Source organism: Providencia burhodogranariea DSM 19968 (genome assembly GCF_000314855.2).
Lineage (GTDB): Bacteria > Pseudomonadota > Gammaproteobacteria > Enterobacterales > Enterobacteriaceae > Providencia > Providencia burhodogranariea.
In genome coordinates, this window is the sequence record NZ_KB233222.1 from 2262595 (window position 1) to 2289166 (window position 26572).

21 protein-coding genes are annotated in these 26572 nt (G+C 38.4%); 7 read left to right on the plus strand and 14 right to left on the minus strand.

Going from position 1 to position 26572, the window contains the following annotated elements; translation table 11 throughout:
* Nucleotides 1-4 precede the first annotated feature (4 nt).
* The 3 genes from hisA to hisIE are packed head-to-tail and all read left to right on the plus strand — an operon-like array spanning nt 5 to nt 2105.
* The gene (hisA, locus tag OOA_RS09640; RefSeq protein ID WP_008911963.1) at nt 5-742 is read left to right on the plus strand and encodes a 1-(5-phosphoribosyl)-5-[(5-phosphoribosylamino)methylideneamino]imidazole-4-carboxamide isomerase; all 738 of its coding nucleotides are present in this window, start codon (nt 5-7) and stop codon (nt 740-742) included.
* Nucleotides 724-1500, plus strand: a complete 777-nt coding sequence (hisF, locus tag OOA_RS09645) for an imidazole glycerol phosphate synthase subunit HisF (RefSeq protein WP_008911964.1) — start codon at nt 724-726, stop codon at nt 1498-1500. The genes hisA and hisF overlap by 19 nt, the downstream gene beginning before the upstream one ends.
* The gene (gene hisIE, locus OOA_RS09650) at nt 1494-2105 is read left to right on the plus strand and encodes a bifunctional phosphoribosyl-AMP cyclohydrolase/phosphoribosyl-ATP diphosphatase HisIE (protein ID WP_008911965.1); all 612 of its coding nucleotides are present in this window, start codon (nt 1494-1496) and stop codon (nt 2103-2105) included. The genes hisF and hisIE overlap by 7 nt, the downstream gene beginning before the upstream one ends.
* A 205-nt stretch (nt 2106-2310) precedes the next feature.
* Here the strand turns inward: hisIE and OOA_RS09655 are convergent, their stop codons facing one another.
* From OOA_RS09655 to OOA_RS09680, 6 genes are all read right to left on the minus strand, one after another.
* On the minus strand, nt 2311-2934 hold the full coding sequence (locus OOA_RS09655; protein ID WP_008911966.1) for a GntR family transcriptional regulator: 624 nt from the start codon (nt 2932-2934) through the stop codon (nt 2311-2313).
* A 557-nt stretch (nt 2935-3491) separates the two neighbouring features.
* Nucleotides 3492-4283: a carbon-nitrogen hydrolase family protein gene (locus OOA_RS09660; RefSeq protein ID WP_008911967.1), complete on the minus strand. Its 792-nt coding sequence runs from the start codon at nt 4281-4283 to the stop codon at nt 3492-3494.
* Between the two features lie 9 nt (nt 4284-4292).
* Complete coding sequence (locus OOA_RS09665; RefSeq protein WP_008911968.1) at nt 4293-4940, minus strand: RraA family protein; 648 nt, start codon at nt 4938-4940, stop codon at nt 4293-4295.
* A 12-nt stretch (nt 4941-4952) separates the two neighbouring features.
* Nucleotides 4953-6278: an MFS transporter gene (locus OOA_RS09670; RefSeq protein WP_008911969.1), complete on the minus strand. Its 1326-nt coding sequence runs from the start codon at nt 6276-6278 to the stop codon at nt 4953-4955.
* Between the two features lie 569 nt (nt 6279-6847).
* Nucleotides 6848-7834, minus strand: coding sequence for an ABC transporter substrate-binding protein (locus tag OOA_RS09675; protein WP_008911970.1), 987 nt, complete (start codon nt 7832-7834; stop codon nt 6848-6850).
* Nucleotides 7835-8021: 187 nt separating this feature from the next.
* A complete protein-coding gene (locus OOA_RS09680; RefSeq protein ID WP_008911971.1) occupies nt 8022-10196 on the minus strand; it encodes a TonB-dependent receptor in 2175 nt (724 codons plus the stop codon).
* Between the two features lie 700 nt (nt 10197-10896).
* Here OOA_RS09680 and OOA_RS09685 point away from each other — a divergent pair.
* Nucleotides 10897-11322 carry a YbaK/EbsC family protein gene (locus OOA_RS09685; protein WP_236611214.1) on the plus strand — a complete coding sequence of 142 codons (426 nt, stop codon included), beginning with the start codon at nt 10897-10899 and terminating at the stop codon, nt 11320-11322.
* 95 nt (nt 11323-11417) lie between these two features.
* The gene (locus OOA_RS09690) at nt 11418-11660 is read left to right on the plus strand and encodes a DUF883 C-terminal domain-containing protein (RefSeq protein WP_008911973.1); all 243 of its coding nucleotides are present in this window, start codon (nt 11418-11420) and stop codon (nt 11658-11660) included.
* A 142-nt stretch (nt 11661-11802) separates the two neighbouring features.
* On the opposite strand, the gene OOA_RS09695 is transcribed toward OOA_RS09690, so the two are convergent.
* From OOA_RS09695 to uxuA, 6 genes are all read right to left on the minus strand, one after another.
* Entirely contained in the window at nt 11803-12432 is a 630-nt protein-coding gene (locus OOA_RS09695; RefSeq protein ID WP_008911974.1) for a CatB-related O-acetyltransferase, read from the minus strand.
* 138 nt (nt 12433-12570) lie between these two features.
* Nucleotides 12571-13758 carry a multidrug effflux MFS transporter gene (locus tag OOA_RS09700; RefSeq protein WP_008911975.1) on the minus strand — a complete coding sequence of 396 codons (1188 nt, stop codon included), beginning with the start codon at nt 13756-13758 and terminating at the stop codon, nt 12571-12573.
* 400 nt (nt 13759-14158) lie between these two features.
* Complete coding sequence (locus OOA_RS09705) at nt 14159-14917, minus strand: FCD domain-containing protein (protein ID WP_008911976.1); 759 nt, start codon at nt 14915-14917, stop codon at nt 14159-14161.
* 434 nt (nt 14918-15351) lie between these two features.
* Nucleotides 15352-16770 (minus strand): glucuronate isomerase, encoded by a 1419-nt coding sequence (gene uxaC / locus OOA_RS09710; protein WP_008911977.1) that lies wholly within the window; start codon nt 16768-16770, stop codon nt 15352-15354.
* A 13-nt stretch (nt 16771-16783) separates the two neighbouring features.
* Nucleotides 16784-18250, minus strand: a complete 1467-nt coding sequence (locus tag OOA_RS09715; RefSeq protein ID WP_008911978.1) for a fructuronate reductase — start codon at nt 18248-18250, stop codon at nt 16784-16786.
* Nucleotides 18251-18389: 139 nt separating this feature from the next.
* On the minus strand, nt 18390-19574 hold the full coding sequence (uxuA, locus tag OOA_RS09720) for a mannonate dehydratase (RefSeq protein ID WP_008911979.1): 1185 nt from the start codon (nt 19572-19574) through the stop codon (nt 18390-18392).
* A gap of 386 nt (nt 19575-19960) precedes the next feature.
* On the opposite strand from uxuA, the gene OOA_RS09725 reads away from it, so the two are divergent.
* On the plus strand, nt 19961-21247 hold the full coding sequence (locus OOA_RS09725; protein WP_008911980.1) for an MFS transporter: 1287 nt from the start codon (nt 19961-19963) through the stop codon (nt 21245-21247).
* Nucleotides 21248-21570: 323 nt separating this feature from the next.
* Here the strand turns inward: OOA_RS09725 and gndA are convergent, their stop codons facing one another.
* The gene (gene gndA, locus OOA_RS09730) at nt 21571-22977 is read right to left on the minus strand and encodes an NADP-dependent phosphogluconate dehydrogenase (protein ID WP_008911981.1); all 1407 of its coding nucleotides are present in this window, start codon (nt 22975-22977) and stop codon (nt 21571-21573) included.
* A gap of 243 nt (nt 22978-23220) precedes the next feature.
* Between gndA and OOA_RS09735 the strand changes: the two genes are divergently transcribed.
* Complete coding sequence (locus OOA_RS09735) at nt 23221-24795, plus strand: TerC family protein (RefSeq protein ID WP_008911982.1); 1575 nt, start codon at nt 23221-23223, stop codon at nt 24793-24795.
* A gap of 82 nt (nt 24796-24877) precedes the next feature.
* Here the strand turns inward: OOA_RS09735 and dppA are convergent, their stop codons facing one another.
* Nucleotides 24878-26485, minus strand: coding sequence for a dipeptide ABC transporter periplasmic-binding protein DppA (gene dppA / locus OOA_RS09740; protein WP_419177169.1), 1608 nt, complete (start codon nt 26483-26485; stop codon nt 24878-24880).
* Nucleotides 26486-26572: the final 87 nt, after the last annotated feature.

A 26572-nucleotide genomic window follows, 5' to 3' on the forward strand; every position in this document is an offset into this window, starting at 1 on the left:
TGAGATGATCATTCCTGCATTAGATTTAATTGATGGAAACGTTGTTCGGTTACACCAGGGCGATTACGCCAAGCAAACTGCTTATGGCAATGACCCACTACCGCGTTTGCAACAATATGAACAAGAAGGTGCTAAGTTACTGCACTTAGTTGATTTAACTGGTGCCAAAGATCCACAAAAACGCCAAATCCCATTACTTAAAAAATTATTAGCGGGTGTTTCTGTTCCAGTACAGGTTGGCGGTGGTATCCGCACAGAAGAAGATGTTAAAGCATTACTTGACGCTGGTGCAAGTCGTGTAGTGATTGGTTCAACTGCCGTAAAGCAACCTGAATTAGTTCAATCTTGGTTTGAACGATACGGTGGCAACGCTATTGTGCTAGCTCTAGATGTACGCATCAATGAGCAAGGCATCAAAGAGATTGCAATCAGTGGATGGCAAGAAAACTCAAATCTTTCTCTTGAGCAAGCCATTGAAATGTACCAACCTTTCGGGTTAAAACATGTTTTGTGTACCGATATCTCTAAAGACGGCACATTGACCGGCTCGAATGTTAATTTATACCAAGAAATCAGCCAAAAATATCCTGATATTGCGTTTCAAGCTTCTGGTGGTATTGGCTCTCTGGATGATATAGCGGCAATCCCGGCATCTGGTGCTGCAGGAGTCATTGTCGGTCGTGCATTACTTGAAGGTAAATTTACTGTTGCGGAGGCAATCGAATGTTGGCAAAACGCATAATTCCTTGTTTAGATGTTCGTGATGGGCAAGTGGTTAAAGGCATTCAATTTCGCAACCATGAAATCATTGGCGATATAGTTCCTCTTGCTCAACGTTATGCCCAAGAAGGTGCTGACGAATTAGTTTTTTATGATATTACTGCATCGTCTGATGGCCGTGTCGTCGATAAAAGCTGGGTGTCAAAAGTTGCTGAAGTGATTGATATTCCATTTTGTGTCGCGGGTGGCATTAAAAGTGTCGACGATGCTGCGCAAATTCTATCATTTGGTGCTGACAAAATTTCTATCAACTCACCGGCCTTGTCAGATCCAACACTGATCAGCCGCCTTGCAGAACGTTTTGGTGTGCAATGTATCGTTGTTGGTATCGATACTTGGTTCGATGCAGAAACCGGTGATTATTTAGTTTATCAGTTCACTGGTGATGAAAAACGTACTACACAAACTCGCTGGAAAACCTTAGATTGGGTTAAAGAAGTTCAACAACGTGGCGCTGGTGAAATTGTTTTAAATATGATGAACCAAGATGGTGTACGCCAAGGCTATGATCTGGTACAACTTAAAAAAGTTCGTGAAGTTTGCCAAGTTCCATTAATTGCCTCTGGCGGTGCGGGTGAACAAGTGCATTTCCTTGATGCATTTACCCAAGCTGGCGTTGATGGTGCATTAGCCGCTTCAGTGTTCCATAAGCAGATCATCAATATTGGTGAATTAAAGCAATACCTTGCAGAAAATGGAGTTCAAATCAGAGTATGTTAACGACAGAACAATGTAACCAACTGGCTTGGGAAAAAGTGGATGAACTAATGCCCGTCGTCGTCCAGCATGCCACCTCAGGTGATGTACTCATGCTAGGCTATATGAATCGTGAAGCATTACAAGCGACCTTAGAAAGCCGCAAGGTGACTTTTTTTTCCAGAACTAAACAACGTTTATGGACCAAAGGGGAAACGTCCGGTAATTTCCTCAACGTAGTTGATATCTACCCGGATTGTGACAGTGATACTTTATTGGCTCTCGTACAGCCCGTCGGGCCAACTTGCCACAATGGGACTGAAAGCTGTTTTGCACCAGCACAAAGTGACTGGGGTTTCTTATTCGAACTAGAGACATTACTCAAGTCACGTAAAACCGCAGATCCCAAAAGCTCTTATACCGCAAGCCTTTATGCGAGTGGTACCAAGCGCATTGCACAAAAAGTGGGTGAGGAAGGTGTTGAAACGGCCTTGGCTGCTACCGTCAATGACCGAGCTGAACTAACCAACGAAGCTGCTGACTTGATTTACCACTTACTGGTGTTATTGCAAGATCAAGACTTAGATTTAAGTACCATTATTCAACGTCTTAAAGATCGCCATCAATAATTATTTTGCTGCCTGTCCCACTACAGGCAGTATTAAATTACGCTTGCATTTATTCTCGCTAAACTTTACTTCAACAACACAACTATTTTAAAATAACCAATTGATATTAAAAGAAAACAATAAAAAATGTGACATGTCACGTTAATTTTTATCTTATCGATTTGAGCTTTTCGATAAAATCGTCAATTTTCATTGTTCGCTCCAATTAAACAAAATTACGTTTTCCGCGAAGGATATGTTCATTCAATGTTTCTTCTGCTTCAGCGTACTGTTTTGCCTTTAATTGTTCGATTAATTGTTGATGCTGACGCGTGGATTCCAAATAGTAATCACTGCGATATAGTGGATCGGGTTCAAAATAAGCACGTTGGCGAATATTAGTTGATAAATCTAAGAAAACTGCGTTATCGAGCAACGATAAAAAATAACGATGAAAACGCTCATCCTCTTTAACCCACTCGTGATAATTAGATCTTTCTAATAGCTCAAATTGCACATCGATAATTTTTTGTAAAAACACAAAATCGTTTTCAGTGAGGTAACCACGTAATAATTTTAATGTATGGTTTTCAATCGCTAGTCTTAAATCGTAATAATCCCGCGTCTCTTTCAGAGATAAACGTTGAATAAATACGCCTTTTCGAGGAATGATTTTAACTAACCCTTCATTCTGCAATTGGTACAAAGCTTCACGGATAGGAGTACGACTCATCCCCAACTCTTTGACAAGGATATTTTCAGAAGTGTAACTTTCTTCTTCAAATTGTTTTGCCAAAATTTTTGCTTTTATAGCTTCGTAGGCTTGTTGGCTTAGTGTTTTATCTTTCATTTCGGTTACGCCATTTATTCAATTCTTATTGAGTATATACTCTAAATAATTCGATTTGCATGTAAGCGACAAAGGAAGATAAGCGGGAGCATAGAAAACTATGTAGCTCGGCTAACCGAATTTAGCCAACAATCATGCAACTTGAAGTACCACGAGTATAGAGATCAAAATACTGGTATACAAGTAATAAACCAAACCAGTACAGAAGAATATTCGATGACTTATAACGTGTCAGTAAATTATGAATGGGCATGTTACTATTGATATTGGATATTTAACCACATTTGCCATTATATAAACTCCCCAATAAAAATATCACTGCAATTTATTACAAAAACCAAAAAACCTCATATAACACATGAGGTTTTTTAGCATTCCAATATTCATATCTTTATAATACTTAAAGATGCATACAGCTGGTATCACTCAACCAGCTAAATATTTCTGCCTGCACTCATAAAATTTGTTTAGCAAAAATAACATCATCCGATCACTACAGATAATTCGAATTATTTTATATATAAAGATGAAAATATTAAAAATTAATATAATTATTTTTAATAAAGCTCTGGACGCCTATTTTGAATACACGGTAACTTTTGTCGAGTTTCATGTGTATGTTCAATTGAAATATCAGCAAAGAATACGGCTTCGTCGTAGCCTGCTGATGCTATCGTGACACCAAGAGCATCACAAACAAGGCTTCGGCCAATAAAGAGATTACCTGTTTGGTCACAAGCGCAAACTGGAATAGTATTTTCGAGTGCTCGCGCTTTAACTAATGATTGATAATGTTCTTCTTTTAAAGGCCCACTCACCCATGCTGTTGGCACTAACAATACATCAGCACCCGCAAGTGTCAGTTTTCTCGCCACTTCAGGAAAACGTAATTCATAACAAACCAAAATACCTATTTTACCAAACTCAGTTTCCACGGGTACTAAAGGATTATTACTCTGAATAATGTTCAGAGATTCCTGATAAGAAAAAGCATCATAAAGGTGTGTTTTTTGGTAATGGAATACTAGCTCACCTTGTCGGTTTAACATAATTGTTGTGTTGAATGCTCTTTTGGGATCATTTTCTGCTTTTTCATACATTCCGCAAACAACATAAATACCCATTTCTTTTGCTTTCGCTGCTAATCCACGCACAAAAGGGCCATCGAGTGATTCCGCTATATCGGCATAACTAATACCACTATCTGGCGAAACAAAAGCCATATACATTTCAGGTAATAAAATTAAATCTGCACCGCCTTCTGCGGCTTTTTCTATCGCAGAACACGCTTTATTTAATGTCTGATTTTTATCGTGATGACTCACTAACTGTGCAATTGCAATTTTCATATTGAATTCCTATTCGAAATATTTTGCGGCGCCAGAAATTGCAGCTAACGTTTCCCCAGCATCAATGCGCTGTTTCATCGCAATTTCACTGTGTTGCGCGTGTAAGGCTCGTTTGGCATATTCATTTAACGTTTGTTCATTTGCGACAAAAATGCCGTCATTATCAGCAATTACCAAATCGCCTGGAAAAACTGTCACGCCATCAAGATTAACTGCGGTATTAATAGCCCCTTCAATGCCTAAAATACGTGTCGTTAATGGGCTAACTCTACGAGCAAAAACAGGTACACCAATTTCACGTAAGGCTTTTATATCAGTCACACAGCCATCAATAATAGCACCCGCAATTTTTTTCTCACGAGCCATATATGAAACCATTTCACCCCAGCATGCTCTGTCGATATCACCGGACATATCAATGCAAACGACATCACCTTCTTTAACAATATCAAATACTTTATGAACTGCACTAGAATCCATGTGTGGTATACGAACCGTCACTGCATTTCCAATAAACTGGCAGTTATCAATTTGTGGACGCAAATTTTTAATAAAACCGAAATCTGTCATGTGACCTATAGTAGACGGGCAAATTTGACGATATTGCTCAATGTCATTTTGTGTATAATTTTCAATGCGTTGATTTAATATAAACATAAGTTCATCCTTTTAATGAGAATTGAGTACAGAATGGTTTGTATCGGCTAAAGGTTTATCTGGTTGAATAAAAAACCAACAGATAACAGCTAAACAGACAGGAATAATGTTAAATAGTAGTGCGACGTTCCAACCAAAATTTTGAGCTAACCAACCGCATAATATTGGGGAAATAACACCGCCCAAATTGCCCCATAAATTCATCCAGCTACTGACAGATCCTGCATATTGTTTGCCTTTATCAGCCGCTATCGCCCATGAAGTCACGACAGGTAATCCAAGCGATCCTAGTGCTAATGTTAGCCAAGCAACGCTCATAATGGCGCTCTCTGTTGTCGCTGCACCACAAATCCCAATAATGAATAAAATGAAACCGATGATTGCCACATATCCACGAGCAACCAACTGAGAATAACCTTTATTAAGTAACCAATCAGATACTGTTCCTGCACTAAGTACCGCGATACAAATGGCTAACCATGGAAAACTGGCAGCAATGCCCATGTGGGTTAATGAGAAACCTTGAGCTTCTTGTAAGTAGGTTGGTAACCAAATCATAAATAATGTGGTCATATAGCCAACAAAGAAGTATTGAATACCAATCGCCCAGAAAGCACGGTCTTGCATAAAAATTCGCCATGGCGCTTTGACTGATTCAACGGAACTTTCTTGAAATGAACGCCCTTCTTGAATATGTGCGATTTCAGACTGTGAAATATTAGGATGATCTTCAGGTTTATTGCGTGCCACAAGGTACCAAATTGCACCGATGACAATACCGACAACCCCAAAAATCCAAAAAACGGCATGCCATCCTAACGTAATCATAATAAAAACGGTTAATGTTGGCGCAATCACTGGACCAAAATAAGAACCAGAAAGCAGAAAACTAGCAGCTCTGGCTTTTTCGTTTTGTCTAAACCACCAGCTATTAAAAACAGCGTTTGATGGATAAAGTGGCGCTTCTCCAACACCAAATAAAAACCTGACAATGCAAAGCCATATATAGGTTGGTGCAACAACGGTGAGTATGGTAAATGCCGACCATATATATAAACTGATAGTGACAACTCTTCGGCTGCCAAAACGCTCGGCCAAAATACCACTTGGGATCTGTGCTAACGCATAACCCAGTGAAAATAATGCACCTAGAAATCCAAACTGAACTTTACTTAGCCCTAGATCTGTCATCATATGTTCGGCAACAATCGATAAATTTGCGCGATCCATATAGGCGATTAGCCCAATAACAAAGAAAATAATCGCTAATCCCCACCTTAAACGCCCTGGCGGTGCTTTTTCTTTTACTGTAGCCATGGTTGTCTCTTTTATTGACATAGCTATACCCTTTTTTAGGTAATAAAGAGGTTTATTTGTCTTGTATTTATATTGAATACATCTTGTATACAAGATGAATGTTAGTGATACGTTAAATTTATGTCAAAAGACGTTTTCACTATCTGTGAGTTAGATCTAAATAAGCTATAAAAGTGTGCTATTCGTCATAGTTTACAAGAAATAAAAATAGAATAACCATAACTAATTGATATTTATTTGTTTCGTTTCATTAGTTATCAGTTGATATCATTTAAAAGTAATCAATATATAAAAAACCAAAATAGTGATGAATTACATCCAAAAGATAATATTATGATTATCTTTTATAGCTCAAAAAACTTAATTCATACGTTGAATCCAAAATAAAATATCTTGGATAACATAACATTAAGGCGTTAACAAATAAGGAATGAGTCTTATCAGCTAATATTTCTGAAAAGTTAGTTTTTTAATACACCCATAAATTTTATTATGAATATTCATTTGAATTATGAGAACCCTAACTCAACAATTAGGGTAGTTTGAATAAAACAATAAATGGGTACTTTATTTTGTTTGAATAAAACCGGTTAAGGGTTGAGTATTTTATTTACTTGCTCCGGCGTTAATTCAACACCGAAAAATTGACGATAAAAATCAGTAGTTTCCTTATTCATATCAACATCGGCAAAGCGTTCAGGATATAGTACTTGAGCTAACCATAAAAACTGCAATGCTTCTTCAGAAGTTTCACGGCACCACCAAAACATTCCTTTTGGGTTAACATACACTCGATGATTTTTAACAGCATTAATCTCTCTCCATTGTGGAAACTCCATCATCATTACTGCATCTTCTTTATTCATCGCCACAATCACATTAGGATTTGCAGTAATAATTGTTTCCAGTAATACCTCTCCAGAGTTATTTTTTTTAGTTAAAAACCAATTCTCCGCCACATTATTAGCACCTGATAAATCCATCCAATCCTGATTTAACGATGGTCGACCAGAGGTAAATAATGGACTGCCCATACTATGATAAACAGATTGTTTTTGAGTCTCATTAAGCCCAGCTAATCTCTGATTAACCATCATCACATTACGATTAAAATAACGTTGATAAGCTAATGCTTTTTGCTCCGCATCTGGCCCCAATTCTTTTGCTGTCGCTAGCACTCTATCAACCATGCCCTGCATTGAATTTGCAGGATATGCAATCACTTTGACACCCGCATTTTTAAGTAAATCAATTTGAGGTACCTCCATTCCTTGAGCAACAAACAAAAGCTGAGTTTGTAACGCTAAGATTTGTTCAGGATTCAGCTGATTGTTGATACTAATGACAGGTACTTGATCAATATTTGGCAAAATTTGCCGAAAAAGCGGGATTTTTTTTGCGATAATCGAAGTACCTACAATTTGTTCACCATACCCAAGCATCATGATAATGGTATTTTGTGCAGGCCAAGGCGTTGCAATACGCAATTCAGGATTAACGGTTTTTGCAGACACCACTCCCGCTAATAATAAGCCCATACAAAAGATAACAGCGGAAAGACATGCATTTTTTTTCATTTAATTATTCGTTTTCTTATTAATCATATTAATTAATGAAGAAAAGCCCCCTAGTTATTTGAATGTCTATCGCCAAAATAATTCGTTTTACCTATTCACGGCTTACAATAATATTCGAGTCAACATAGATATGATGATGACTCGAATTATCTAGCCAATGGCAAAATGAAATATGATGAAGATAAAATTAGAAATCGAAGGTTACTGATGCTCTAACTTCACGGCCAGAACCTAAAAAGGCACTTCCACCTTTTCCTTCTCCATCAATACCGGATGGGAAAATAGACGCCCAATAACGTTCATCAGTCACATTATTCACTGAAAGACGAAGCGTAGTTGGAACTTGATTGATTTTAGTGCTGTACCTTGTACCTAAATCTAAGGTTGTATAACTATCAGCCCAGCTAGTGTTGGTATCGTTCGCCGCTCGTTTTCCCGTATAATGTACGTTTGCGCTGTAAACTAAATCAGGTATGGAAGGTAAGCTGTATTCCATCAAAATGTTAGCCTGCACTTTTGGTACACCAACCACTCGTTTATCGCTCGTCGTTTCAGAGACCGTATCTTTTAATTTAGGATTTAAAAAAGTAACGCCACTATAGACATTTAGACCTTGCCAAACATGCCCTGTCGCTGTTAATTCCAGTCCTGTATTAACTTGTTTACCCTGTTCTTTATACACATTATTACTATCAACATAAGCAAATGGACGCTCTAAATGAAAGATAGCTGCACCTAAATTAATCTCCGCCACATCGGCTTTAATTCCCAATTCATATTGTTTGCTACGGTATGGATCGAGGGTTTGGCCTTTGTTTTTAATATAATCCTCAAGGGGAGCTGTTCCCCCCTCTTCTAATGAATCGGCATAGCTAATGTAAGTCATTAAATGTGGATTAATTTTATACATTAATGCAGCGTTTGGACTCAAACCATTCGCATTGGTTTGGCTCGTCTTATGATGTTGTTCATCGAAACTGCGGCTCTCTAACCAGCTTTGACTCAGATAAACCATCGCCGACCATTGCGGGTTAAATGTTATCGTGTCACCAATAGTGATTGTTTGTTGGCTATTTTCACTTGCTTTATAACGGGAGCCACTCGTATGAATTTTTCCATTAGCGGGCTCTTCGAGCGGTGAAGGACGATGCATATTCGTATTTCCTAAGTTATAAGAAGTACTCGCATCTTTTGCACTATAAATAGACCAAACATAACCATTAGTTGATAATGCCAAATCGTGACCTATTGAGCCTGTATCCACATGCCCATTCAATGTCACTGAATTACTCAACACTCTGAATCGACCGGATGCTGGTGAATCTCGTAATGTACGTTTAATATCACCTTTATCATTCAAAATTGTGCTAGAAACAGTTCGCATCGCTCTATCAGCTTGCTGATAGCCAACAGCAGCATTAAGTGTCCATTTCTCATTAAAATCATGAATCAAACGGGTACTCACTGTATCTGTTGTTAAGTCATTACCTGCCGTGCTCATCGCTAAATGTTTTTCTTGCGAGTTTGGCGCTTTAGGCAGCTTAATATTAGGTCCATAGCTAAAACCTGCTGGATAGCCTTTTTGTACAAAATTATAGTGACTAGCATTAAGTTGTAATTGAGTACCTGGTTGAATATTCCAATCAAATGCTACTGAAGCTAATTTACGGCGAAGTGTGCTATCACCGAGGTTTCCTTCCCCTTCTTCGTCTAGCAAGTTCACACGATATCCAAATTGATTATCTGCATCAAAATAACCACCTAAATCAACATGACCGCTATACGCATTTCGACTTTGGTAGCCAAGTGTTAGACGATGAATATCTTCAGGTCGCTTAGCGGTGAAGTTAAATTGTCCAGAGGGGCTTGCAGGTCCATAGATTGCTCCAGTTAAGCTATTCAATACATCTAGCCTATCTAACATTTCGACTGGAAAAGCCGTTGTTGAAACAACATATAAACCATCAAGTCGGCTATTCGCGACGACACTACCTTGCATACCCCGGCTTTGTGGCCGGCCAACATCCATACCGCCACGAGCTTGCATCTGAGCACTTGGCGCATATTTTAGTAATTCACTTACACTCTTCGCTTGCTGATTATCAATCATGTCACCACTGATAGTATTAGTTGAATAGGGTATATCTATCCAATCTAAATCACCTAATGGACCAATATTAATTTGTGATGTGAAGAAACCAGCTCCTGCCTGAGAATTTGAAGTTTGATTAATTTCACTTGCAGTGACTAGCATTTTATCATTTTTACGTATTGTATTATCCGGCAATGAAGCTGCAAAAACAGGAGGTGTCATTCCTGCAATAACAGGTAATAGTACATATGTTCTTATTTTATTATTCATTTTTTGTTCATCTTTTATTCGTTTTGTTATTTCTATTATTTATATCCACCATGCTTCAAGTTAGTGAAAGCAAGCCAATCCAGCAATCTGGCCATCATATTATTAATGTTCCGAGAAAGATTTTGATTTTCTGCCTAAAGTAAACTCGAATTAGATTGATATAGATTATCATTTTCGTTATATACTTTAGTATATTACCACTTGAAAGGTAGTGAATAAATGATCAATCTCAATAATCCGCTATATAACAATCGATTAACGTCATAACTAGCTGAATCACACAAAACAAATAACTTATTGTTTTATAAGGGATACTTTAAAAGCAAAGAATTCAAACCATAATTAAATAAAATTAATTAAGGGAAAAAACCAAATGCAACTCGTTATGTAGTATTAAATACTTCGATGGTTTTTATGAGAGTTTGATGCCGAGTTATATATTAAAAATAATTCCAACTAAATATGAGAGATGCCTATTTGTTTATTTTTAAATAATAAATTAGATAAATAAAATTCAAATACCAGCAACTGATCGTAATCAATACGTTTTCAAGTATAAGGGGGGATTGTTGTATATCCGTATGAACTTGTTATCATTTTAAAAGTTCGGCTAACAGAAAAGGAAATAGTCGTGTCAGAAAGTCCTATTTTTACCCAATTAATCCAATTACTTGATAAACATAATGCCAGATACCGCGTGATGGATCATCCAACCGCAGGTAAGTCTGAAGAAGTGGCAAAAATCCGTGGTACACAGTTAGGTCAAGGTGCTAAAGGCCTTGTCTGTCATGTAAAGGGAAATGGTATCCGTCAACATGTGCTTGCTATTCTTCCCGCCGATAAACAAGCTGATTTGAGTAAAATCGCTAACGCAATTGGCGGTACTCGCGCTTCACTAGCAAGTCCAAAAGAAGTTGATGAATTAACTCAATGTGTATTTGGAGCCATTCCACCTTTTAGCTTCCATCCGTCATTAAAATTGATTGCTGATCCTCATTTATTTACACGTTTTGAGGAACTTGCCTTTAATGCAGGCACTCTTAAGCGATCAATTATTCTCAATACAGAAGATTATCAACAAATTGCTAATCCAGCGTTGGTAGATTTTATTCGTACTGACGAATAAAGATGGAATTGTCTTAATTTTAGTAGATAGCAGGTCGAATTTTGAGAGTCTGCTAAACTTAATAATGTCTGTCGTTCACTATTAAGGAGAATATAATGAGTTTATTCGAAAAAGCAGAAAGTAAAACAAAAGAAGCCGCTGGTGCTGCACAGCAAGCCTATGGTGAAGCAACCGACTCCCCTGAGCATCAAATCAAGGGAGCTGTAAAAAAGTGTGCTGCTCAAGGCTGTGATACCTTAAATACCGCAGTGGATACAGTTAAAAGTAATCCATTAGCCGCTGCGACTGTTGCAGCTGGTATAGGTTTCGTATTTGGCTACCTAATCGGTAAAAAATAAATTTGGATGCCAACGGGATGATTATTGATCATTCCCCTGACATCAGAAAAAGCGAGAAAGATCTCCATTTTTCTCGCTTTTTGTTTGGATTTTAAAGACTAGTTTGTAGGTTTAACGATATATTAACTTATTCAGCTTTACATCAACGTTGATAATCGGCCAATGCATTTTTTAATGCCTTTAAGTCGGAACCACATAAATAAGGTCTCAACGCCTTAAACTTTACTTCCGGCCATTCATAAATTTTTAATGCCAAAAGCTCAACAATGGTGTCAGGGCAAAAACGATAATTAATCGGCTTAGCTGGATTACCACCGACAATGCTGTAAGGCTCTACATCTTTGACGACTACACTGTTGGCAGCGATCACCGCGCCCTCTCCTATCTTGATACCAGGCATAATAAATGCGCGCATGCCAATCCAAACACCATCGCTAATAATGGTATCTCCTTTACCTATATATGCTTCATTAATATGTTCAATAAAGGGATATAGACAAAACCAATCCATTCTATGGGTATGATTTCCTCCCATCAAGATGACAGCCTCACTGCCAATACAAACATAATCACCAATATAAAGCTGGTCAACTTCCCAAGCGAGTTGCCAATCACGACTACCTTCATCGCCTTGCAAATAGCGAACAACTGATTGTTCAAATCCGCCATCCCAACAATGGCTATAGTAGCTATGGCAACCTTTAACATGGATATTGGTATTTGTTACAACTTCATGAAGTAATTGATATTTTGACCAATGTTTTTGATTCATGATAACCGTCCTGATAATAAAATTATTATTACCATAGAACGCAGTCTATGGTGATGTATTCGCGTTCAAAACACATCACACTTAGCCACTCTGGGTTGTTTTAATAACGGATTAATCATTGATACCTCATCTCGCTACTTATTTTCCTGTCTTCACAACAAGCTTTAAGCTGGCTTTTCTTGCAACTAATCCGATAATACAACCTAATAACATCATTATTGCTAATGCAAGTTTTTCAGGCAGAAACGAATTAATTGCCAGCAATCCCAATGTTGCACCGCCCGCCATTTGTACAAATCCGACTAATGCCGATGCTGTTCCGGCTTCTTTCTCGAAAGGCTCTAGTGCAAAGCTGGTTGCTGTTCCCATCATAAAAGCCAATCCAGTACAGGCACAAGCAACAGGTAGCATATAGACTAACCAATGAGTTTGAACTGCATTTGGTAAGGCAGTCAACCCAAATATAAGCCCTAAGCAACCCACCCCCATGAATATGCTTCCCACCTTTAAGCAATTTGGACGCCCTATTCTTGGAATAAAATAGTTTGCAACGTAGCTGGCAAACATAATCCAAAAACCATTTAAACCAAATACAATCGAAAATTCGAGAGGTGTTAGACCTGATTCACCCATTAAAACAGTGGGGGTAAATGAAACATAGGTCAGTACCATTCCCATACTTCCAGCATTCACAAGTGCAAAAATAATAAAGTTTTTATTACGCAATATATGTAAATAGTGATTAAAGTGGATTTTTTTAACATTCTTCAAGCTCTCAGGGCGTGTTTCAGGTAAATACGCCGCAATCAACACTAAAAGTAGAACTGCATATAATGTTAAAAACCAAAAAGGTGCACGCCATCCCCAAACTTCGGCGAGAAGTCCACCTAATAATGGCGCTAAGGCTGGTACAATATTCAGCGTACCGTTAAGAAAACCAAACGCCCTTGCAGCCTCAGTACCATTCAATCTGTCACGAACACCACTAAATGCCACGACACCAGTACAGCAGACAGCTATTCCTTGTAGTACTCGAGCCGTAATAAATATCTCAGCTGTTGTCGATAGTGCTGCAACAATAGAACCAACGATATAAATCAAAATACCAATAATTGCGATAGGCTTACGTCCATATCGATCGATTAAAGGACCCGATATTAATTGCCCTATACCAAATATCAGTATAAATAACGCGATCGTCGATTGGATAATCGACTCTTGAGTCCCCAATGCAATAGCAATAGCAGGTATCACCGGAAGATAGAGATCAATTGCTAATGGACTCAGCAAAACGAGTAGTAGTAACAGAATAAGAAACTTTCTCATAAACAGGAATCTAAGGTTGAGAGTACAAAGTGAATGAATTTAGGTTTACAGCAAGAAGTCTTTTCGCCATTCCTAATCAAAAAGTAGCGGACGATTCTATCAGTATGTTAAATCAAAGCCATAGTAGATTTTATACTCGACATAATTTTGATTAATTAATTATGATGCCCATAAGGTACTATGGTCAGTAATAAAATTATTTATTTCCCTATGTTTATCAGCATAATAGATTAAAAATGCATACGATTTTATCGCAAAGTATTAATGAAAAAAGGTGCTGAATAACCAACACCTCTATCAATTATGAATATTTTTTCTATTTTAAACATATACCAACTACTCAGTTTAGAAAACGCCCTATTGATTGTTAATAACATAAACTCCGTTATTAAAATTAAACCTAGTTATTGAAAGTTTCAGCAAAACACACAGGATAAGAGTCAAACAAAAAACCATCAAAATAAGGATCATCTAAATCAGACAACTCAAGCAGGCGCTGTTTCACATTTTCAAGGTGTTGCCACATAGCTTGCTTAGCGGCTACGGGATCTTTTTTAACCATCGCTGCCAAAATAGCTTCATGATCTTTAATCCATTCTTGGCGATAAGTCGTGCTAGTGACATGAGTATGTAATTTAATCCACATTGGATTATTGTCACGCCAAGACCATGATTGTTTTAGCAATTCAATCACCATACTGTTATGCGTGGCTTCTGCAATAGCTAAATGGAATTCTTTATCACCATTATCACCTTCACCTGAGACTAACTCTTTGCGTTGATGCTCTAATGCATGCCGCATGTTGCTAATATCAATAGGAGTAGCCTGAGTAGCGGCGAATTCAGCGATATTACTTTCTAATAGTTGACGAGCTTGTAATAACTCAAAAGGACCCGCTGAACTTACTGATTCAGCACGACTATCCGTTTTTTTAGCCAATTGATCTGTAATATAAATACCAGAGCCCTGACGTACTTCGATCAGATTCTCCAGTTCTAGCATGATTAGTGCTTCGCGAACCACCATTCGAGAAACATCAAGAATCTCAGCCAATTCACGTTCTGGTGGTAGACGTGAGCCGGTCGTATAATTCCTGCTGATGATCATCTGACGTAAATCATGAGCAACTTTCTGATAAGGACGTTTATGTTCTGACATTGAGTAATATAACTTCTTATAGACTGGTTAAATAAAACTAACATATTGGTTAACCAATATAATACCTTATTATAATCATTAACCCTAATTCGCTAGCAATCAATACTAACAGTAATGTAGGCGATTACTAGAGTGATATTATTTTAGTTATTAGTTCATCAATATCAATGAAAACGTGCGGATTAATCAAGCAAAAAATATAAACTCAATGCTAAAATCAAAACCCCACCCCACTTCATTAAAAATCTTTTAAGAGTCATATAACTTACCTTTCAAAGAGCAGTTAAAGATACTAAAATCATGGATAATCAATTGAATAAAAAGAAAATTATTTTTATTCACATTGAGTGAAGGCATTCCTTTGCCGATAATAGCTCTAATTCGATAAGAGCGCTCCTCCACCATGAGATCCGACAAGCCATAACTTCACAATACTAATTTTTGATTGACTGAAAGTAACGGCTGGCGTTGTGAAAACAAATATCCTCAACCAATTGTCCTAACATTTTTTCATCATTAGGGACTTCCCCATTGGCTACCCACACACCAAGCATATTACATAAAATACGACGGAAATATTCATGCCGCGTATAAGATAAAAAGCTACGAGAGTCGGTTAGCATCCCTACAAACTGACTTAACAAGCCAAGTTGAGCAAGCTGTTCTAATTGACGTTGCATGCCATCTTTTTGATCGTTAAACCACCAGCCGGAACCAAATTGAATTTTTCCAGCAATTCCACCACCTTGAAAATTACCAATCATCGTCGCTAACACTTCGTTATCACGAGGATTTAAGCAATACAAAATGGTGCGTGGTAATTGATTAGTTTTATCCATCTCATCCAGCAGGCGCGAAAGCGGCCAAGCAATTGCATTATCGCCAATTGAATCAAAACCACTATCGGGGCCTAATAATTTGAACATGCGACTATTATTGTTGCGTAGTGCACCAATATGTAATTGCATCACCCAGTTACGTTGCGCGTATTGTTTACCTAGCCATACTAGAACCGCCGTCGTGAACTGAGCTACCGATAACTCATCTAAAACTTCACCTTCTAAACGTTTACTTAAGATTTTATCGAGCTGTTTTTCATCTGGAATGTCAGCATAACGTAAATTCTCAATCCCATGATCTGAAGCCACACATCCCATTTGTGAAAAATGTTCTAAGCGCCGTTCAAGTGCACTCAGTAAATCTGCAAAACGAACAATTTCAATATCAGCAACTTGACCAAGTTTTTTCAAGTAATCACTAAAACCTGCTAATTCAATTTTGAATGCTTTATCTGGGCGCCAGCTTGGCAACACTGCAATATGAAAGCTATCATCTTGTGCGATTTGTTGATGATAAATAAGTGGATCGCAAGGGTCATCAGTAGTTCCGACCATGTGCACATTCATTTGCTGCATAATACCGCGCGCAGAAAATTCGGGTTGAGCGAGTTTTTCATTCGCTTCATGCCAAATTAATTCTGCAGTCTCAGGGCTAAATAATTTGCCGGTAATGCCAAACGGACGGCGCAATTCAAGATGTGTCCAGTGATACAATGGATTACCTAATGTCATTGGTACGGTTTTAGCCCACGCCAGGTACTTATCATAATCACGAGTAGCATGACCTGTAATCAATGATTCATCAATTCCCGCTGAACGCATACCACGCCATTTATAATGATCACCGTCTAACCAAATTTGCCCGAGATTATCAAAACGACGGTTTTCAGCAATTTCTTGCGGATTTAAGTGACAGTGATAATCATATATTGGCATAGACGCGGCGTAACCATGATAAAGTCGGCGCGCAACCTCATTACTTAGCAAAAAATCTTCACTCATAAATGTTTTCATCGTTAGCTCCGACTTATAAGGTTGCGACAGCTGCGCGTGCACCAACTGTTAATAATTGTTGATATGCATTAGTCACATTTTCCACAAATTGGCTATTTTTACTCAACTTATCGCCAAAGATAGATTTAATTGCTAATAACTCTTTGACCACTCCAATTGAAAGGCCATCTTTTTCATAAATTGCTGCAAATGTATCACTTAATGGATCACGTATATCAATTGGTTGACCTTTCTCATCGATACCACTGACATAACGCATCCAACTCGCCACACCTAAGGCCAAATGACGATAATCTGTTCCATTTTCAATATGCCATGCTATAGAGTCGAGTAACCTTTGTGGTAATTTTTGACTACCATCCATCGCAATTTGCCAAGTTTGATGCTTTAACGAAGGATTAGTAAAACGTTCTATCAACATATCCGCATATGCCTCTAAATCAGTTTCCTCTGGCATAGTTAAAGTCGGTACTTGTTCATCCAACATTAGAGCTCTAGCTGCATTGCGATAATCTACATTAGTCATGGTATCTGAAATATGTGCGTAACCGCCTAAATAGCCGAGATAAGCTAAGAAAGAGTGGCTACCATTTAACATACGTAGCTTCATCATTTCAAACGGAACAACATCAGCCACAAATTGCGCACCAACTAAATCCCAATCTGGACGACCATTGACAAAATTATCTTCAATCACCCACTGACGGAAAGGCTCACATGCAATCGCACAAGGATCTGCTACCCCTAATAGCTGAGCGATTTCAGTTAATGTTTCCTCGGTTGCAGCCGGAACAATCCGGTCAACCATTGTGCAAGGAAATGTCACATTATCGTCAATCCATTGTGCTAATGCCGTATCCTGTAAGCGCGCTAACGCTAATACCGCCTCACGTGCAATATGACCATTTTCACGCACGTTATCACACGATAAAATTGTCACCGGTGGTAATTGACGCTCAAAACGTAATTTTAATGCTGCTGTAATATAACCAAGAGCAGAACGGGGTGTCGAAGGTGTCGCTAAATCTTGAATAATCAAACTGTTTTTTAGATCTAAATGACCGGTAGCCGGATCGATGCAATAACCTTTCTCAGTTACTGTTAATGAAATAATACTCACTGAAGGATTCGCCATTTTCTCAACTATTGCATTCACCCCATCAATTAATGGATGCATAGCTTCTTTCATTGAGCCAATGATTTTCAGTTCAGTACAATCCTGACCTTTTTCAGCCACAGTATAAAGCATTGATTGCAGCTTCAACTCTTCAATTAATTTTGCACTTTGAGTAGACATCAAGTTAACTTCACAATATCCCCAATCAGTATCAGTTTTTTCTAACAAATGATGAGTATATAGCGCTTGATGAGCACGATGAAATGCCCCACAACCAAGATGAACAATACGTGTCGTTAAACGATCAGCACTCCAATTAGGACGAGGAACGGAAATTGCCGCAGTGACAATAGTATTTTCCATGACGAGCTCCAAGAGATGTGGCAGTAGATATGATAACTCTACTGCCCTGTAGTGCATAAATAAGCTGTAATACCACTGTTTTTAAATAGCGAAATAATCATTAATATAGCTACCCCCCATTGGTATCACATCCGATAACTCATTTTGGATAAAATGCACGATGAATACCTAATTCGAGTCCACGAATTTCAGCAAGCCCCTTTAGGCGACCAATAGCAGAATAGCCAGGATTGGTTTTTTTATGTAAATCATCCAGCATTTGATGACCATGATCAGGACGCATTGGTATTAACTCTTCTTCACCAGCTAATCGACGGCGATTTTCCTCTTCTGCAACTGCTTTGATCATCTCATACATATCCACATCCCCCGCTAAATGGGCAGCTTCATGGAAAGTATTCGGATTATCTTCACGCATAGTTGAACGTAAGTGTAAAAAATAAATACGAGAGCTGAAAGCACGGAACATGTTCACTAAATCATTATCCGCGCGAACACCATAAGAGCCAGTACACATTGTGTATCCATTTGCATCGCTATCAACTGTTTCAGCTATCCAGCGCATATCTTCAATAGTCGAAACTATACGTGGTAGCCCCAAAATTGGGCGCGGAGGATCATCAGGATGAACCGCCATTTTAAGACCAACATTTTCCGCAATAGGAATTATCCTGTGTAAAAAATAAGCAAAATTTTCACGTAATTTAGCCTTATCGATATCAGCGTAACGTTTTAAATGTTGGCTAAATTGTTCAAGTGTGTAGCCTTCTTCTGCACCAGGTAACCCTGCAATTATATTATTAATAAGTGTTTGTTTTTCTGCATCGGTCATCGTACTACAACGTAGTTTTGCTTGAGCAATTTCATCATCACTATAACTTGCAGCAGCATTTTCGCGTTGCAATAAAAATATATCAAACACAGCAAATTCTATTTGGTCAAAACGTAAGGCTTTTGAACCGTCAGGTAACTCATAAGCCAAATCAGTACGAGTCCAATCAAGAACAGGCATAAAATTATAACAAACCGTTTTAATGCCACATTCTGCCAAGTTACACAGTGATTGCTGGTAGTTTTCAATCCATTTATCGTAATCGCCGCTGTGAGTTTTTATATCCTCATGAATTGGCACACTCTCCACCACAGCCCACTCTAAACAATTCTCTTCAATTAATTGCTTACGCTTTAAAATTTCTTCAATCGACCAAACCTCTCCATTTGGAATATGATGAAGAGCCGTAACAATACCCGAGGCTCCCGCCTGACGAATATCAGATAACGAAACCGGATCTGCCGGGCCATACCAACGCCAAGTTTGTTTCATTATTACCTCTGTATGCTTTATCTCTGATGCATTCCCTATTGGTTAATCAATTCATGTTATATAAAAACCACTTTAAACATATCATTGATAATCAATAGAACAACTTTAGCTAGATATTCTCATATACTCGTTAAGACCTCTACATTCGCCTAACAAATTGGTTAGCCAGATCACATTTGAAACACAAATTTGGTTGCCCAAAGCAAAAGACGGAGATCCATCACATAATTAATCTAATTATTTATGCAGAATCAGCTCAAGTACCAATAAACCTACCCTCACATTAGTAAAAATAATAACCATAAAGTTGACCACCTACAAAATGATTAACCAATTTATTTCAGGAAAGGTCGAATACTTATTAATAGAACATTAAAAGGCTGATTATGAAAAAGTTAAAAAATTATAGATGGTACATGATATCCCTAGTGTGCTTAATAACAATTATCAACTACTTAGATAGAACAGCACTCGGGGTAGCAGCTCCGACAATTATGGAATCAACTGGGATAACAAAAGAACAATATTCATGGATTGTTAGTGCATTCCAATTAGCATACACGATTGGTCAACCAATAATGGGTTTCTTCATTGACACTGTAGGCCTAAAAATCGGTTTTACTATCTGTGCCGTAATTTGGGGATTGGCAACCATGGGGCATGCATTGACAGGTTCGTGGCAAGGCCTCGCATTTATGCGTGGTATCATGGGATTCAGTGAAGCATCAGCTATCCCCGCGGGAGTAAAAACAGCATCAACGTGGTTTCCCGCTAAAGAGCGAGGGATCGCAACCGGTGTATTCAATATGGGAACATCCTTTGGTGCCATGCTAGCACCACCACTAATTGCTTGGTGTATTCTTTTTCATAGTTGGCAGTTCGCTTTTGTCGTCGCAGGTTCTTTAGCGCTATTCGCAGCAGTGTTATGGTTCTTTTTATATAAAGATCCAAAAGATGCCAAAAGACTCTCTGATGAAGAGCGTAACTATATTGAATCAGGACAAGAAGCCCATTTAAAAGTAAAAACGAAAGAAAAAACTTCTATTACTCATATTTTGAAGCAACGAAATTTTTGGGGAATTGGCATTGCCCGTTTTCTCGCAGACCCAGCATGGGGAACGATCAATTTCTGGGTTCCTATCTTCTTTGTCGAAACCTTAAACTTCAGTTTAAAAGAAATTGCAATGTTTGTATGGCTTCCCTTTTTATTAGCTGATTTAGGCTGTTTAGCCAGTGGATTTGTTGCTAAATTCTTTAATGACCGCGGTGTCACGTTAATTAACTCTAGAAGAATTACCTTTACCATCGGTGCAGTTTTAATGACGACGATTGGACTGGTTAGTATTGTAGAAAATCCGTATTTAGCCGTATTCTTAATTAGCATCGGTGGCTTCTCACATCAATTATTATCAACTGTTGCTGCCACTTTAGGTGCTGATTTATTTAAAAAGAATGAAGTTGCAACCGCTGTTGGCCTCGCTGGTTCATGTGCATGGACTGGTCAATTAATCTTTAACTTATTTATCGGTGCATTTGTTGGCGTAATCGGTTTTGGTCCATTCTTCGTTGCTCTTGCAGTATTCGATTTGTTCGGTGCAGCAGCACTTTGGATCTTAATTAAAGAGAAAAAAGAGCCTGTTGATGATAATGCTCAATTAGCTTCCCACCCTTAAGTTTATTTTCCCTCAAGCAACATAATTTTTGTTTCATAACACCGAACCTAAACCGTATTATGCGGTTTAGGTTTTGCTCATTATAGAGCGATTAACACAATCGATAACCTACTATAAATAATGAATTATTCAGTTTTATGCAGCTCAGTCACTTTGATTAACCTAGATGTTGAGCTGAGTTGGTATTTATCGTTTTTATGGTCATTTGAATTGCAAGTTTCAAGTTCATATTATCTTCAAGTAAATAGCGAAATTTCGATGAAAAAAAAGTGCTGAATAATCAGCACCTTTATCATTTCCGAAAATAATATCTATTTTAGAAATTATTCCATCCACTCAGTGTGGAATACGCCTTCTTTATCCGTACGCTTATAAGTGTGAGCACCGAAGTAATCACGCTGTGCTTGGATTAAGTTCGCAGGCAATACTGCTGCACGGTAGCTATCATAGTAAGAAATCGCAGCAGAGAATGTTGGTGTTGGAATACCATTTTGTATGCCATAACAAACAACATCGCGTAGTGCTTGCTGATATTCATCAGCAATATTCTTGAAGTATGGCGCTAACATCAAGTTGGCAATTTGCGCATTTTCATTATAAGCATCAGTGATTTTTTGCAGGAATTGAGCACGAATGATACAACCAGCACGGAAGATCTTCGCTATTTCACCATAGTGAAGATCCCAATTGTATTCGTCTGAAGCGGCTTTTAATTGCTGGAAGCCTTGAGCATAAGAAACGATTTTACCGAGGTACAGTGCACGACGTACTTTCTCAATAAACTCATTTTTATCACCTTCAACTGCTTTCAATACAGGGCCTGTTAATACTTTAGACGCTGCAACACGTTGGTCTTTCAAGAAAGAGATATAACGCGCGAACACAGATTCCGTAATTAGCGTAACTGGAATACCTAAGTCTAGAGAACTTTGGCTAGTCCACTTACCAGTACCTTTGTTAGCGGCTTCATCAAGGATCACATCAACAAGGTATTTACCTTCGTCATCTTTCTTTTTAAAGATATCAGCGGTAATTTCGATTAGGTAGCTGCTCAGCTCACCTTGGTTCCAATCAGCAAAAATTTTTGCTAATTCTTCATTATTTAGGTTTAAAGAACCTTTCAGTAATGAATACGCCTCTGCGATTAATTGCATATCGCCATATTCAATACCGTTGTGAACCATTTTTACATAGTGACCAGCACCATCTGGACCAATGTAAGTTACACATGGCTCGCCATCTACTTTAGCTGCAATTTCTTTCAAAATTGGTGCAACTAATTCGTAAGCTTCTTTTTGGCCGCCTGGCATAATAGAAGGACCTTTCAATGCACCTTCTTCACCACCAGAAACACCTGTACCGATGAAGTTGAAGCCTTGCTCTGACAGTTCACGATTACGGCGAATAGTATCTTTGTACAGTGTATTGCCACCATCAATTAAGATATCACCTTTATCGAGATGTGGAGTCAATGCAGCAATAGTTTTATCTGTAGCTTCACCCGCTTTAACCATCAACAGGATGCGGCGTGGTTTTTCCAGAGAGTCGACAAACTCTTCAATTGTGTAGTTGGGAACTAATTTTTTCCCTGGATTTTCAGCAATAACTTCATCCGTTTTGTCTTGTGAACGGTTGAAAATAGAGACGGAATAACCACGGCTTTCAATATTCAGCGCAAGGTTACGCCCCATGACAGCCATACCGACAACGCCAATCTGTTGCTTTGACATGAAAAACTCCTGTCTGATTAGGACCACGTCAGCGATTTGTTTGCTGACAATTCTGTTAACAGGATCACATGTTAACTCAGGTTTGTTCTGCTGGGTAGTTATTGATGTAATCGCTAGCATAAACGGAATATTATTTGTGGATTATCGCCTAACATTCGCGAATTTTGATTGAAATTTGAGAAAACAAACCGCATTATTCACCTGTCGGCATAAGCCGTTATCATAGAAGGTAAAACAAACTGTATGGAATGGATCGCAGATCCTTCGATTTGGGCGGGGCTTGCCACCCTCATCGTTCTAGAAATCGTTCTTGGTATTGATAACCTCGTCTTTATAGCCATTTTGGCAGATAAACTTCCGCAAAAGATGCGCGACAGAGCTCGTATTACGGGTCTTATGTTGGCACTAATTATGCGTATTGTTCTGCTATTTAGTTTGTCTTGGCTAATAACACTCACCAAGCCACTTGTTACGTTATTCGATCATCCATTTAGCGCCCGAGACCTCATTATGTTAATCGGGGGAATATTCTTGCTATTTAAGGCAACAATGGAACTAAATGAACGATTAGAAGGGGGTGATGAGCATACCAATACTCAAAGAAAAACATCGAATTTCTGGGCAGTTGTTGCACAAATCATTGTCCTTGATGCCGTGTTCTCTCTTGACTCGGTAATCACTGCTGTCGGAATGGTTGACCATATTGGTGTGATGGTAGCGGCTGTTACTATTGCCATGATCTTAATGATATGGGCAAGTAAACCACTGACAGGCTTCGTCAATAACCATCCAACTATTGTTATCTTGTGTCTTAGCTTCTTGCTAATGATAGGCTTTAGCTTAGTTGCTGAAGGCTTCGGTTATCCAATACCAAAAGGTTATCTGTACGCAGCGATCGGTTTCTCAATCATGATTGAGGTGTTAAACCAATTTGCACAGTTTAACCGACGCAAGTACCTTAAAGGTGCTCGTCCACTACGTGAACGTACTGCTGAAGCTGTTTTACGAATCTTAAGTGGTAAGCACGAACGTGCAGAGCTGGATGCACATACTTCAAACTTAATTGCAGATAACCAATCCGTTTTCGATCCTCAAGAACGTCGCATGATTGCCCGTGTTCTTGGAATGGCGCAACGTAATGTCGAAAGTATCATGACATCACGCCATGATGTAGACTATTTGGATATCAATAAATCAGCGAGTGATTTATTGCAATTAATGGAAAAAAATCCGCATTCACGTTTTGTTGTCATTGATGAAACAGTCAGTGACGAGCCGGTTGGTGTTGTCCATATTCTCGACTTAGTTAAGCAGCAATTAAGTGGTGCGCCATTAGATTTACGTGCGCTTATTACACAGCCGCTTATCTTCCCTGAAGGGCTTTCATTGTTAAAAGCACTTGAGCAGTTCCGTAAGGCGCATACTCACTTTGCATTTGTTGTCGATGAATTTGGTTCTATCGAAGGTATCGTGACATTAACTGATGTCATGGAAACTATCGCTGGTAACCTACCTGTTGGTGAAGAAGAGAATGATTCGCGTCATGATATTCAAAAATTAGAAGATGGCAGCTGGGTTGCTAATGGCTTTATGCCGTTGGAGGATTTAATCCTATTTATCCCAATGGAGCTTGATGACAAACGTGAGTATGAAACCATTGCGGGTCTGTTAATGGAAGACCTTCAACGCGTTCCTCAAGTTGGTGAGCAAGTCGAAGTCAATGGCTGTATTTTCCAACCTCTTGAAATAAATAGTCATCGCATTAGTAAGGTATTGATTATTCCGCCAAAAACTTCGCATGAATATGAAGAAGCGTAATCTATATCTAAATCCATAAAAATTCGAGTTGCTGGTAGGCAACTCGAATTTTTTATCGCTTATTGTAAATAACCAAACTCGATTATTTTTCAATATCAACGTTGTTAAAGTGATGCTTTCCAAGTGGATCGATAATATAACCCTTCACTTCTTTACGTATTGGTTCAAATATTGTTGAATGAGCTATAATTAGCGCTGGAGCTTGTTCGTGCATGACAACTTGCGCTTGCTTATAGAGTTCAATCCGCTTGTCATGATCCGTTGTCATACGTGCTGGTTGGATCAGATCTTCAAAACCTTTATAGCACCATCTCGAATAATTTGATCCTCGCTCTTTCGCTGCACAGCTAAACAAGGCCGCTAAGAAATTATCAGGATCACCATTATCACCAGTCCAACCCATCATAACCGTTTGAGGCTCACCGGCTTTAGCACGCTTCAGGTATTCACCCCACTCGTAGCTAACCACTGTGGATTTAACACCAATTTTTGCCCAATCTGATTGGATCATCTCAGCCATCCTGCGAGCATTTGGGTTGTATGGTCGTTGTACTGGCATTGCCCATAAATCAATTTCAAAACCATTTGGAAAACCTGCTTCTGCGAGCAGAGCTTTAGCTTTTTCTGGATTAAATTCATAATCCTTCAGATCTTCGTTATAACTCCACATTGTTGGTGGAATTAAGTTTTTCGCTTTTTGGCCTGCACCTTGATAAACAGCATCGATAATTTCATCTTTATTCACAGCCATTGATAACGCTTGACGAACTTTTTGATTATCTAGTGGTTTTTTTTCGACGTTAAAAGCAAGATAGCCCACATTGAGACCCGGTTTTTGCATCAGAATGATATTTTTATCTTGTCTCATACGCTCTAAATCAGCTGGATTTGGATAAGCCATTACTTGGCATTCATTTTTTTGCAGTTTCGCATAACGGACAGATGCATTCGGTGTAATGGTAAAAACTAACTCATCGATTTTTGGCTTATTACCCCAATATTGTTGATTTGCTTTATAAAGAATACGCGAATCTTTTTGGTACTGCTGTAGTTCAAATGGACCAGTCCCTATAGGATTTAAATCGACTTTTTGTGGTGTTCCAGCCTTAAGCATTTTATCCGCATACTCCGCAGAAAGAATCGATGCGAAGTCCATTCCAATGTTTGCTAAGAATGGAGACTCAGGGCGAATTAGTATAATACGGATAGTATAGTCATCAATTTTTTCAATTTTATCGATGATTTTATCCATATCCATTCCCATAAAGAACTCATAGTTACCACCAGATACTTTATGATATGGATGATTAGCATCCTTTTGACGCATAAAACTATAAATTACATCATCCGCATTAAAGTCATGAGTTGGCTTAAAATCTTTGTTTGAATGCCATTTAACACCTTTACGCAAATGAAAAGTATATATCTTATTATCTTTGCTAACCTCCCAACGTTCTGCTAATCCCGGTTCAATCACTGTAGTACCCAGTTTAAATTCAACTAAACGATCGTATATCTGAGCAGAACTAGCATCAAATGTTGTACTCGAAACAGATAGCTGAGGATTAAAGCTGTCAGGGGAAGCTTCCGAGCAGTAAACTAATGTCTTCGCTTGCACAGAAACCGAAGCGATGAGAGCTGCAAGCACTACGGTATTAATTAATAAATTTGGCTTTTTGATAGAAAACATCATCTATATGCTCCTGTGAGATTTATATGTTATTAACTTAATGCACTAACTGATCATCGATAACGACCATTAAGCCATCAGTATTTT